Origin of the sequence: Hyphomicrobium sp. (assembly GCF_003987855.1) — a bacterium.
Taxonomy (GTDB): Bacteria; Pseudomonadota; Alphaproteobacteria; order Rhizobiales; family Hyphomicrobiaceae; genus Hyphomicrobium_B.
This window is the reverse complement of the sequence record NZ_RXIZ01000009.1, coordinates 72856-85562: the sequence shown is the minus strand read 5'-3', so window position 1 is coordinate 85562 and position 12707 is coordinate 72856. Positions and strand designations below refer to the sequence as shown.

Here is a 12707-nt window from a genome sequence, read left to right as displayed (position 1 = left end):
GCCGCCATCGCAATCCTCTAGCGTTCGAAGCGCTTGAACTTGATGCGGTGTGGCTCGACCGCTTGATCGCCGAGCCGCCGCTTCTTGTCTTCCTCATAATCGGCGAAGTTTCCTTCAAACCATTCGACGTGGCTGTCGCCTTCGAATGCGAGGATGTGTGTCGCGAGCCGATCAAGGAAGAAGCGATCGTGCGAGATCACCACGGCGCAGCCGGGGAAGTCTTCCAGCGCTGCTTCGAGTGCGCCCAACGTCTCTGTGTCGAGATCGTTGGTCGGTTCGTCGAGGAGCAGCAGGTTGCCGCCCTCCTTCAAGAGCTTGGCCAAATGCACCCGATTGCGTTCGCCACCAGATAGCAATCCGACCTTCTTCTGCTGATCGGCGCCCTTGAAGTTGAACCACCCGCAGTAGGCGCGGCTTGGGACTTCCTTCTTGCCTCCCAGCAGCATCTGGTCGAGACCACCCGAGATCTCTTCCCAGACAGTCTTCTTGTCGTCGAGATGCGCTCGCGACTGGTCGACGTAAGCGATCTTGACCGTATCGCCCAAACGGATCGAGCCCTTGTCCGGCTTCTCGGCGCCCGTCAACATCTTGAACAAGGTCGTTTTGCCGGCGCCGTTCGGACCGATGACGCCAACGATGCCGCCAGGCGGCAGCTTGAATGAAAGATTGTCGATCAGCAGGCGATCACCGAAGCCTTTCGTCAAACCGTCGGCTTCGATGACGACACCTCCAAGACGCGGACCCGTAGCGATCTGAATCGAAGCGCGGCCAGTTTCCTCGCGCCCAGCTTCGTCCGCCAGCTTTTCGTAAGCGGTGATGCGCGCTTTCGACTTGGCTTGGCGGGCCTTCGGCGATGATCGGATCCATTCGAGCTCACGGGAGAGAGCTTTTTGCTTGCTCTCCTCTTGGGCTTTCTCCGCGGCTTCGCGCTTAGCTTTCTGCTCCAGCCAATCGGAATAGTTGCCCTTCCACGGCACGCCTTGCCCGCGATCGAGTTCGAGCGTCCATTCGGTGATGTTGTCAAGGAAGTAGCGGTCATGGGTGACGAGGATGACGCAGCCCGTGTATTCCTTCAGGTAGCGCTCGAGCCACGCGACGCTCTCGGCGTCGAGATGATTGGTGGGCTCGTCGAGAAGCAGGATGTCGGGTTTGGAAAGCAGAAGCTTTGTCAGCGCGACACGGCGCTTTTCACCGCCCGAAAGCTTCGTCACGTCCGCGTCTCCCGGCGGCGAACGCAGCGCATCGAGTGCCTGCTCAACCTGCGCATCGAGATCCCAAAGGTTCTGCGCGTCGATCTGATCTTGGAGTGCCGTCATCTCGTCGGCCGTCTCGTCGGAATAGTTCGCCGCGATCTCGTTGTAGCGATCGAGAATGGCCTTCTTCTCCGCGACGCCTTCCATCGCATTGCCGAGGACATCCTTGTCAGGGTCGAGTTCCGGCTCCTGCGGGAGGTAACCAACCTTAATGCCCTCGGCCGGCCGTGCCTCACCGATATAGTCGTCGACGACGCCCGCCATGATCTTGAGCAGCGTCGACTTGCCGGCGCCGTTGAGGCCGACGACGCCAATCTTGGCGCCGGGCAGAAACGACAGCGAGATGTCTTTTAGGACCTGCTTTCCGCCGGGATAGGCCTTGGAAAGCTTATGCATGTGATAAACGTACTGATGTGCAGCCATGAACGGCGCCTCTGTGACTAAAAGTTCGAGGGATTGATCGGCCTTCTAGCCGATTGCGGCGACATCCTCAATTATATCATTGAGCCGGGCGCGACGTGCCGCGACAAGGTATTTCCGCGCTTTTATGGGATCGCATCGTCAGGGAACGACCGGAATGGCTGAAGAAAATACCGAAAACGGCAAAGTGCTGGAAAACGGTAAGACCCCGAAGCCCAAGGTCGCCTGCGCGCTTACAGGCAAGGAATTTTCGCGCGGCAACGTGGTCAACCTCGGGACAGTCATGACCTCCCTGGTGGATCGTATCCGCAAGGATTATCCTGATCTCAAGGATGACGCGTTCGTCTCACGCAAGGAGCTCGATCGCTATCGCACGCTCTACGTCACCGAACTCCTTCGCGAGGAATCTGGCGACGTCAGCGAGATCGAGCGACAGGTCGCCGAAAGCCTCGCTACCCACGAGACGCTTGCCGAGAACGTGGAAGAGGAATTTTCGTCCCATCGTTCGTTAGGTGAAATCTTGTCCGATGGCTTGGCACATTTTGGCGGCAGCTGGACTTTTCTGATCGTGTTCGCCGCGTTTCTCGCTGTTTGGATGCTATTCAATTCCTATCGCGCCGAAGCTGCCTTCGATCCCTACCCCTACATCCTGCTCAACCTCATCCTTTCAACCATCGCGGCGGTTCAAGCTCCGATCATCATGATGAGCCAACGGAGACAGGAAGAGAAAGATCGGATGCGATCACTCAACGACTACAGGGTCAATCTCAAGGCGGAACTCGAAATCCGGCATCTTCACGAAAAGATGGACCACCTGATCAACAAGCAATGGCAGCGGCTAGCCGAGATCCAATCGTTGCAGCTCGACAAGATGGCCGAGCGGAGGAAGTAACTCTGCGGGCGTCCTTCACCACGCCGGGTTCTTCACGCCCGTGAAGAAGTAGACGCCGAGGCCGATGGTGAACACGAGCCAACCCCAGAGGGTGTGCTCGGTATAGACGGCCCAAAACGAGCGGGTGCGCTCGTAGCGCCAGGCGAGAAGCAGCCCGACAACGAATGTACCCCCGACGGCGATCCAGTTGCGAAACAGGATATGGCCGAAGCCAAACGCGAGTGCGTTGGCGACGATCAGACTCGCGCGCGAGCCGAACAGCACGCCATAACGGTGAAAAAAGAAGACACGGTAGGCAAATTCCTGCGCCAAAACCGATGTGAACGGATAGAGCACCATGATCTTGAGCCACAGACCCGGACGCTCGGCAGCGAGAGCGAAAAGTCTATCCGGCATCACGACAGAAACCGCCAACCCGACGGCGACGGAACCGATAGCGAAGGTCGCCAGAATTGAAACCAGTGTTGCAGCCGACGGCCAACGCTCCAGTTCCTTTCTCAGGCTGAAGCTTCGATCGAAATAGAGGAACGCGATGAAGCCCAAAAGCACCGGAGGCAGGGCGTAGAAAAGCGGGACGCGGTAATCGAACACTGCAATGCGCATCAACAGCGGCAGACCAACGTATATCAGCCCAAACTCCGTCCAGAGCTGCAGGCGCCGCACTTCTGATGGATTGGCGTTTCCTACATTGTTTCCGAGCGTACCAGCTGCCGCGAAATACTCACCATGCGCTGGCAAGTCTTTGGATGCGATTGAAGCGATCATCCGATCTCCGCTGCTGCCAATCTTGTCGCTCCGCTAGCGGTCCCCGCCCAACACCAGCCCAGGAAGCATTTGCGCGCGCTTGGCCCAGCGCTTGCGAATTTCAGAAGCTATCTCTTTTGCCGAATGGAGCGGCTTGTAGCTCCACGTCGGCAACGGCCCGCCGTCTGCCGGCAGCAGTCGCGTCGCACCATATGAAGCGAGCGACGCATGAAAGCGGTCGAATTTGGCGCTCCCTCCAGAAGGAGAAAACAAGAAGATCGGCCGTCCTGTTGCGGCGGCCTCACAGGTCATGCTGACGCTGTCGGCCGTAATGACGAAGGCGTCGGCGCTTGCAAGATAATCGGGATATGGGTTCGCGCCCTCCCCGTTCCAGAATAGCGACCTAGTTCCGGCCACCGCCTGCTGAAGGCGGTCGGCGAGCGTCGCCGGCGTGCGGCGAGATGTGGTGATCATCAGGCTCGCTCCGGTTGCCGCTAACCGGCCAAGCGACGCCACCAGACGCTCCTCGTCGGCCGCCGTGTAGTTGTAGTCGCCATTGGGGCCCCCGATGAGGCAGGCAATCCGCGGGTGGGGCAGTCCGGCGATTTCCTCCGGTGGCTGCGTGCGCAGCGCTTCAAGCCGCGCCTCCGAAAACCGGTGCGGCGCGGTTAGCGTGGTAATCACGTTCGAACCGCGGCGGCGATCGTGTTGCGGCACCCAGATCAGGTCGGCGCTGTTCGGACCTGTCTTCGGATCCATCAGAATGACGGTATAGGTCTTGAGCCCAGCGCGCTTACGAAGTGCCCGGATATAAGGGATTGTCGTTCGCCCGGTCGCGAATGCGATCGTTGGCCACGGCGGGCCAGGAACTTCCGAAGAAGGCAGAGGTCCCCACGGCGCCATCAACTTGTATAGGCCAGAGAGACGGCTGCGCTTCACTTCCGCCCGCAATCCGAGGGCTTCCACGACGCCAAAACATTGCGCTTCATGTCCGGCCTTCCCGTCTGAGAAGATCCAGGCCGTCCGACCTTCCAGCGTTAAAGATTGATCGTTCACCGCGGCCATGTCCTGCAAGAGTGATCCTGTCTGCGGTGATGCGCATTGAAATATGCGAAACTTTACGCGACCAGCAACATTCCTGATATTACTCTAGCCCTCCTGCAACGGCTCGGTCCATGGCAATAGAGCTCGACGAAATAGACTGGCGTATCTTGCGCGAGTTGCAAGCCGATGGGCGCATGACGAACATCGCACTCGCCAATCGCATAGGCCTTTCTGCTCCTCCCTGCCTGCGGCGCGTCCGCGCCCTAGAGGAGGCGGGACTGATTTCCCGCTATACGGCGCTCGTCGATGAGGTTCGCCTTGGCTACGCGCTGACCGCGTTCGCAATGGTCCGCCTTCACAACCAAGCAGAAACCGATCTCCGCGCCTTCGAAAACCGGATACTAGAATGGCCGCTCGTCCGTGAGGCCTACATGCTGTCTGGCGAGAGCGACTTTATATTGAAGTGCATTGCCCGCGACTTGCAACGGTTCCAAAGCTTCGTTCTAGAGGAACTTACGGCTGCACCCAACGTCGCAAGCGTCAAAACCTATCTCACAATCCGACGCGCCAAACGCGAACCGGGCGTGCCTATTACTGTCGCTGGCCCCGAGGGAACCTGATCACGGCAAGCGAATTTGGAGGGTCGATGAGACACATTTCTCGATTGGCTAGGCTGACGACGAAGGCTGCTGTTCTCTCGCTTGTCCCGAATGTCTCGCTGGCCGTAGCGGCGACATCCGACGATTTATTCAATACGTACTTCGCCAACGTCCTCGACGGCCGTCCTTGTTTCGCGCGCACTTATGAGGACAAGGAACTTGCCGCCCATCCCGATCAGCGCGTTAGAGCGATCGAAATTGACCTGTCAAAGGCCAACGCCGACGGCACGCCAAACACGCCCGACCGCTTTCAACTGGGCTTCGCTCTGATGTTGAAGTCTGGACCGGAATGGATTGGTCAAACCGCCAGCTGCAGGACCAATGACACTGATTTCGAGTGCTATGTTTCGGGCGATGGCGGCGTTTTCAGCCTTACGCCCAAAGACGGCGGAGAACTGCGCCTTCAAACCGGAGATGACGGGCTCGCCCTCGAAAGCTCTGACAAGGATATCGAACTTGGCAAAGACGGCGGTGACAGCGTCTTCGATCTCAAGCCTTCGAAGGCCGAATGCCAAGCGGCGTCGGCATTCTTTGAAGGCGGCAGCGACTAGCTGCCGCCGTGTCGGAGTGGTTCAGCCCCACTTCACTTGCAAGACTTCGAGCGTACGCGTGCCTTTCGGCGTCGTGACGTCGACGCTCTCGCCCTTGGACTTGCCGATCAACGCACGGGCGATCGGTGAGGAGATCGAGATCTTGCGATCCCGAAGGTTTGCTTCGGTGTCGCCGACAATCGTGTAAGTGACCTTCTCGCCGGAATCTTCGTCTTCAAGCGTAACCGTCGCGCCGAATTTTATGGTGTCGCCGGAAAGCTTCGTAACGTCGATGATCTCTGCGCGGTTGATCTTGTCCTCAAGCTCCGCGACGCGAGCCTCGTTGAGCCCCTGCTGCTCCTTGGCGGCATGGTACTCGGCGTTCTCAGAGAGATCCCCATGGGCGCGGGCTTCCGAAATCGCGGCGATGATCCGCGGGCGCTCGACGGCTTTCAGCCGCTGGAGTTCCTCCTCAAGGTTCTTGTAACCTTCAAGCGTCATCGGCACCCGTTCCATTATCTTCTCCAACGTATTCGAACGGCTCAATCAATCGCGGGGGAGGCCCCGACACACGGTAACAGCAGTTTCGGCAAATAGGAAAGCAGCCCAGAAGCGGCCGCCTTTCAGCGTGCCCTGGCCGCGTCGGTAAACGGCTAGCGATGGGCGAACGCCTGCAAGGGCGCTACTTCCAGCGTGTCCGATGCCAATGCCTTTATGGCTCGAGTAACCGCCACCGCCCCTGCCAATGTTGTATAATAGGGGATGTGGTGAAGCAAGGCCGTGCGCCGGATGTCCTTGCTGTCGCTCAGAGCTTTCGAACCCTCAGTTGTATTAAAAACAAGGTGGATATCCCCGTTTTTGATGGCGTCCACGATATGCGGCCGGCCTTCCAATACCTTGTTGATGGGCTCGCAGGGAATGTCGTGCGCTTCAAGGAAGCGCTTGGTTCCCCGGGTCGCGACGACCTTGAATCCCATCGCCACCAGCTCTTTGACCGGGGCGACCACGCGCGACTTATCGCTTTCCTTCACGGAAACGAACACTGTGCCTTTGGCGGGCAACTTTTGCCCCGCGCCAAGCTGGCTCTTGCCGAACGCCATTGCGAAATCGTGGTCAATTCCCATGACTTCGCCTGTCGATCGCATTTCGGGACCCAGAATAGGATCAACACCGATAAAACGGGCGAAGGGAAAAACGGCCTCTTTTACGGCGATGTGGTCGAAGACCGGCTTCGTCAGATTGAACGACGCCAGAGACTTACCGGCCATGACCTCGGACGCAATCGATGCGATCGGCAGTCCAATGACTTTCGCGACGAACGGCACGGTGCGCGACGCACGCGGATTGACCTCCAGAATGAAGACTTCCTCGTCCTTGATCGCAAATTGTACGTTCATGAGACCGACAACGCCAAGGGCAAGTGCCAGTTCCCGCGCCTGACGTTCGAGCTCGGCAATGATCGCCGGAGACAATGAGTGCGGCGGCAGCGAGCATGCGCTGTCACCCGAGTGGATGCCTGCTTCCTCGATGTGCTCCATGATGCCGGCGACGAAGGTATCCTTGCCGTCCGACAAGCAATCGACGTCAACCTCGACCGCATCCGTCAGATAACTGTCGATCAACAGCGGGCGCTTATCCGACACGACGAGTTCCGACGGCCTGTCGAGCGTAGCTGACAAGCGCGCGACATACCGGTCGACTTCGGCGCCGTCGTGAACGATCTCCATCGCCCGACCGCCCAGCACGTAGGACGGCCGGATCACCACGGGATAACCGATCTGTTCGGCGATGCCGCGAGCCGCGTCCGGCGCCTTGGCAATTCCGCTCTTCGGCTGCTTGAGTTTCAGTTTATCGATCAGCGCTTTGAAGCGATCACGGTCTTCCGCGAGATCGATCGCATCCGGAGAGGTACCGAGGATGGGAACGCCGGCTTCTTCCAGAGCGCTTGCAAGCTTCAGTGGCGTCTGCCCGCCAAACTGCACGATCACGCCCTTGAGCGAACCCTTGCTGCTCTCGACCCTGATGATTTCGAGCACGTCCTCGGCGGTCAATGGTTCAAAGAAAAGCCGGTCCGAGGTGTCGTAGTCTGTCGATACCGTTTCCGGATTGCAGTTGACCATGATCGTCTCGAAGCCTGCGGCGGTCAGCGCAAAGCAGGCGTGGCAACAGCAATAGTCGAACTCGATGCCCTGGCCGATGCGGTTCGGGCCACCGCCAAGAATGACAATCTTATTCTTGTCCGACGGGAAGGCTTCGCATGCGGGCTCACCGGTAAGACCCGTTTCATAGGTCGAATACATATAGGCGGTGGGCGAAGCGAATTCGGCCGCGCATGTATCGATGCGCTTGAACACCGGGATGACGCCGAGATCCTTTCGCAACTTGCGAACGTCTGCTTCGGTGAGTTTGGCCAGCTTGGCGAGCCGCGCGTCGGAAAAGCCCTGCGCCTTGAGCGCACGCAGTTGAGAGGCGCTCTTCGGTAAGCCATGAGCGACGACGCGGGCTTCCGTGTCCACGATCGCTTTGATCTGCGAAAGAAACCACGGATCGATCTTGCAATACTGGTGGATCTCGTCGAGCGAGAAACCTTCCCGGAAAGCCTGCGCGACCTTTAGGATGCGATCCGAGGTCGGCCGCGAAACGGCGGCACGAACGACGTTCTTGTCATCGCCCTGACCAAGACCTTCGAGCTGAATGTCGTCGAAGCCAGTAAGGCCCGTCTCCATCGACCGCAGCGCCTTCTGCACGCTTTCAGCAAACGTGCGTCCAATCGCCATGGCTTCGCCGACCGACTTCATCGAAGTCGTCAGCGTGGTGTCAGCGCCTGGAAACTTCTCGAAGGCGAAGCGCGGAATTTTCGTAACCACATAATCGATGGTCGGTTCGAAAGACGCCGGCGTCGCCCCGCCGGTGATGTCATTCTGGATTTCGTCGAGCGTGTAGCCGACCGCGAGCTTGGCTGCGACCTTGGCGATCGGGAAACCAGTGGCCTTCGACGCCAGTGCCGACGAGCGCGACACGCGCGGGTTCATCTCGATGACGATCAGCCGTCCGTCGGCGGGATTGACGGCGAACTGCACGTTGGAGCCGCCTGTCTCGACACCGATCTCACGCAGCACCGCGATCGAGGCGTCACGCATGATCTGATATTCTTTGTCCGTCAGCGTCAGCGCCGGCGCGACGGTGATGCTGTCGCCGGTGTGCACGCCCATGGGATCGATATTCTCGATCGAGCAGATGATGATGCAGTTGTCCGCCTTGTCGCGGACGACCTCCATCTCGTACTCTTTCCAGCCGATGACGCTTTCCTCGACGAGCACCTGCGAGGTAGGCGAAGCATCGAGGCCGCGATCGATGATCTCGAAGTACTCCTCGCGATTGTAAGCGATGCCGCCGCCGGTCCCGCCCAGCGTGAACGACGGGCGTATGATTGCGGGCAATCCGACGTGTTCCAGCGCGGAGGATGCTTCGTCGCGGTTGTGAACAAGACGCGAGCGCGGCGTCTCGAGACCAATCTCTACCATCGCCTCACGGAAGAGCTTGCGGTCTTCCGCCTTGTCGATGGCCTCCGCTTTGGCGCCGATCAGCTCGACCCCATAGCGATGAAGGATGCCCTGCTTGTGCAGAGCCAGCGCCGTGTTGAGCGCCGTCTGGCCGCCCATCGTCGGCAGAATGGCGTCGGGCTTTTCCTTGGCGATGATCTTGGTCACCACTTCCGGCGTGATCGGTTCGATATAAGTGGCGTCCGCAAGATCCGGGTCGGTCATGATCGTCGCCGGATTGGAATTGACGAGAATGATCCGATAGCCCTCCTCCCTCAGCGCCTTGCAGGCCTGCGTGCCGGAATAATCGAACTCGCAAGCCTGACCGATGACGATCGGGCCTGCGCCGATGATGAGGATAGATTTGATGTCGGTGCGTTTTGGCATGCGGCGCAAAAATTTGGCCGAAGCTCGCGTGGTTGACGCGGTCGGCTCAGGGGTGGGTGGAACGTAGGGCTAAGGGGGCCTTATAGGCAAAGCATCGCGCCGGGGGAACCCCGAAATTACCGCACCGCGATGTTCCTTGCCTAGCTGACGCTCTAAGCTGTTTTTACGTTGTCACATTCAGACCTGTCGGTGCCCGGCAGGAACACCGTCAAAAGCCCCAGCAAAGGCAGGAACGAGCAGATTTCATACACGTAGGCGACACCTTTTGCGTCCGCTACGAGGCCCAGAACCCCTGCTGCGATGCCGGCAATGCCAAAAGCGGCGCCAAAGAAGATTCCTGAGATCATGCCAACGCGCCCTGGGATGATCTCCTGGGCAAAGACGACGATCGCGGGAAAGGCCGACGACAGGATGAGGCCGATGATGACGGACAGAATCACAGTCCACGTGAGGTCGGCATAAGGCAGTGCCAGCGAGAACGGCAAGGCGCCGACGATCGAAAACCAGATCACGACCTTGGGCCCGAACCGGTCGCCGTAAAGGCCGCCCAGGATCGTGCCCACGGCAGAGGCCGCCAGGAATGCGAACAGCATCAATTGAGATGCCTGCACGGACACGCCGAACTCGTGGATGGCGTAGAACGTGTAAAAACTCGAAAAGCTCGCCGTATAGATGTTCTTCGAGAACGTCAGCAATGCGAGCACTGCCAACGCCACGGCCGTTCGACCCCGCGAATGAATCAGCCCTGCTCCAGCGATGCCGCTTTTCCGCTTTGGAGTAGCGCTGGAAGCCCATTCGCCGACTTTCCAAAGGATTGCCATCGCCAAAAGCGCGATTGCCGCAAACCACGCGAGGCTCGGCTGACCGTGCGGCACGACAACGAAGGCCGCCGCCAGGGGGCCGATCGCGGTGCCGAAGTTACCGCCAAGCTGAAAAAGCGATTGCGCGAAACCATGCCGTCCACCGGAGGATAGCCTGGCGATGCGCGATGATTCCGGATGAAAGATTGCCGATCCGACGCCAACGAGCGCTGCGCCCATCAGCAGACCGAGGTAGCTCGACGTGAACGCCAATAAAATGAGGCCCGCGAAGGTCGAACCCATGCCCATGCTCGTGGAGTAGGGAACAGGGCGCTTATCGGTGTAGTGACCGATGAAAGGCTGCAGTAACGACGCCGTGATCTGAAAGGCCATCGTCAGCAGGCCGATCTGCCAGAAATCGAGCCGATAGTTGGCCTTCAGCATCGGATAAATCGCAACCAGCAACGACTGCATCACGTCGTTGAGCAGATGGCAGAAGCTTACTGCGAACAGGACTGCGAGAGAGGCGCTTGCGACCGGCGCCCGTAGCGCGGCGCGAGGTGAATCGATGGCTGACATTAGAATCTCCGGACGAGCTTCTAACGCCGCCGCGGGCGAGAAACATCGTTCATAGGAGCATGGCTGCCATCCGCGCGGGCATCGTCCGATGGGCTGATCGCGATTGTCGCAGCGGAACCTCGACTGCAATTAAGTGAGCACTTGCCCAGTAACTGGCCGTGGGCATTCAACGCACAAGCCGTATTTGACGCACCTCAAGAAGGGACTCCTCGGGGCCTCGACGCCTGTCAATTGGAAAGATGGCGGATAGCGGGATCTGCGTGGGGCGTATACCTCGTAAAAAACTGCAATGTCAGGGACATTGCCTACCCATGAACGTGCTCTACGACACTTTTCTCGCCACGCACGGCTACAGCGGCATTCCGCAGGATACGCGACTTCTTCTGAAGACGCTTGCGTCGACTCCCGGCATCAACGTCGATGCTTTGCTACATCCGACGCAATTTGATCGTTCTCGTTCGCCCCACGAGGTTTCCGCGCTCGACGTTTCAACCGCCATTTTCCGCGACCTCATTCCCAAACACCAGCCGCACGCGGGGCAGCTGAAGAAATTTCAGCGCAAGATAGGAAATGCGGTCACCAAATATCTTCGATCCCGCGAAAGTTACTCGGTCGGACCGATCGACAAAGAACTCTTCTTCGACGCAATTTGGCGTACTCGGCTGGACAAAACGCTACTTCCTTCCGACCGCGCGTTAATGCGCTCGATCAACTATAAATTCTCGCCGATCAGCGAAGAAGAACTTCAGAAACCGGGAAAGAAATTGTCGTTCCCGCGCCGAACGCTTGATACGTCGGGCTACGATTTCCTGATTTTCCAGGATACACGCGTTGTCAAAGCGCATCCGCTGACGACGAAAATTATTCGCTATCACGATCCCTTGCCTGTCATTTCTCCGGACACGTTTGCTGATGAAATGCAGATCAAGCAGCATTATCAAGCGATCGTTGCGACCAAATCGGACAGCTACTTCGTTTGCAATTCTGGGGTGACCCAAGATCAGCTCGTTCGGCTTTTCCCAGAGCTGGAAGATCGCGCCTTCGTCGTTCCCTACACGCTTCCCGATCATCGAAGCGTGCCGATTCACGACATCCCCATCACCCGCATCATCGAGGCGCGTCGCTCATTCGTCTCGGTGCCCAACATCAAGCGCAAGCCTGAAATCCCCGCCGATCCCAAGTACATCGTCATGGTGTCGACTCTGGAGCCGCGAAAAAATTTCCCAGGTGCCATCGCGGCCTTCGAACGCCTCATCGAGCGCAACCGGGACGAAGATCTGCGCTTCGTCATTGTGGGCCGACCGGGGTGGACTTTCGAAAAAACGCTTTCTGCGATGTCCTCCGGCGTCAAATTTGGCCGCATCATTCATCTGATGGACCTGACTTTTCCGGAACTCGCCAATGTCTACCGCAATGCTGAAGCTTTGGTTTTCCCCTCATACGGAGAAGGCTTCGGCTTCACGCCAATGGAAGCCTTGCAGTTCGGTACGCCGGGCGTCGTCTCCGACATCCCTGTCCATCGTTGGGTGATGGGCGATGCTGTTCTCTATGCCGATCCTTACGACGTGGATGCGGTCGCTAGCCAGCTTGAACGCCTGCTCTATGGAACGGAAGCGCTCACTCTCAGGAAAGATCTGCTGAAAGCCGGCGATGCAGTACTGGACCGATATACCGTCGAGACAACGTCAAAGCAGTGGCGGATATTGCTCGAGGGCCTTCACACGCGAAGGCAAAACCGCTGGTCGGGCTTGGCTTTCCGGCAACATAAGGCGGATAGTGATCGTGACTTTCTCGCGCCCGCTTCGGCGGTAGGCGCCCAGTATGCCGCGGCAAGAGAGCCAGCTAAAAACTAGCAGT

General features: G+C 58.6%; 10 protein-coding genes. 4 read left to right on the top strand and 6 right to left on the bottom strand.

What is annotated here, in order from left to right; genetic code table 11:
* Nucleotides 1-17: 17 nt before the first annotated feature.
* Complete coding sequence (gene ettA / locus EKK30_RS09155) at nt 18-1676, bottom strand: energy-dependent translational throttle protein EttA (RefSeq protein ID WP_290983570.1); 1659 nt, start codon at nt 1674-1676, stop codon at nt 18-20.
* A gap of 154 nt (nt 1677-1830) precedes the next feature.
* Here ettA and EKK30_RS09150 point away from each other — a divergent pair, with 154 nt between their 5' ends.
* The gene (locus tag EKK30_RS09150) at nt 1831-2565 is read left to right on the top strand and encodes a DUF1003 domain-containing protein (protein WP_290983567.1); all 735 of its coding nucleotides are present in this window, start codon (nt 1831-1833) and stop codon (nt 2563-2565) included.
* Between the two features lie 15 nt (nt 2566-2580).
* Here EKK30_RS09150 and EKK30_RS09145 read toward each other — a convergent pair whose 3' ends face one another.
* A complete protein-coding gene (locus EKK30_RS09145) occupies nt 2581-3330 on the bottom strand; it encodes a CPBP family intramembrane glutamic endopeptidase (RefSeq protein ID WP_290983565.1) in 750 nt (249 codons plus the stop codon).
* A gap of 33 nt (nt 3331-3363) precedes the next feature.
* Nucleotides 3364-4374 carry a mitochondrial fission ELM1 family protein gene (locus EKK30_RS09140; RefSeq protein WP_290983707.1) on the bottom strand — a complete coding sequence of 337 codons (1011 nt, stop codon included), beginning with the start codon at nt 4372-4374 and terminating at the stop codon, nt 3364-3366.
* A 110-nt stretch (nt 4375-4484) separates the two neighbouring features.
* Here EKK30_RS09140 and EKK30_RS09135 point away from each other — a divergent pair, with 110 nt between their 5' ends.
* Both EKK30_RS09135 and EKK30_RS09130 read left to right on the top strand, forming a co-directional pair.
* Complete coding sequence (locus EKK30_RS09135) at nt 4485-4973, top strand: Lrp/AsnC family transcriptional regulator (RefSeq protein ID WP_290983562.1); 489 nt, start codon at nt 4485-4487, stop codon at nt 4971-4973.
* A gap of 26 nt (nt 4974-4999) precedes the next feature.
* A complete protein-coding gene (locus EKK30_RS09130) occupies nt 5000-5563 on the top strand; it encodes a hypothetical protein (protein ID WP_290983559.1) in 564 nt (187 codons plus the stop codon).
* 21 nt (nt 5564-5584) lie between these two features.
* On the opposite strand, the gene greA is transcribed toward EKK30_RS09130, so the two are convergent.
* From greA to EKK30_RS09115, 3 genes are all read right to left on the bottom strand, one after another.
* Complete coding sequence (gene greA / locus EKK30_RS09125; RefSeq protein ID WP_290983556.1) at nt 5585-6058, bottom strand: transcription elongation factor GreA; 474 nt, start codon at nt 6056-6058, stop codon at nt 5585-5587.
* A 137-nt stretch (nt 6059-6195) separates the two neighbouring features.
* Nucleotides 6196-9471, bottom strand: coding sequence for a carbamoyl-phosphate synthase large subunit (gene carB / locus EKK30_RS09120; RefSeq protein WP_290983553.1), 3276 nt, complete (start codon nt 9469-9471; stop codon nt 6196-6198).
* 152 nt (nt 9472-9623) lie between these two features.
* Entirely contained in the window at nt 9624-10850 is a 1227-nt protein-coding gene (locus tag EKK30_RS09115) for an MFS transporter (RefSeq protein WP_290983550.1), read from the bottom strand.
* A 311-nt stretch (nt 10851-11161) separates the two neighbouring features.
* On the opposite strand from EKK30_RS09115, the gene EKK30_RS09110 reads away from it, so the two are divergent.
* On the top strand, nt 11162-12703 hold the full coding sequence (locus EKK30_RS09110; protein WP_290983548.1) for a glycosyltransferase family 1 protein: 1542 nt from the start codon (nt 11162-11164) through the stop codon (nt 12701-12703).
* Nucleotides 12704-12707 lie beyond the last annotated feature (4 nt).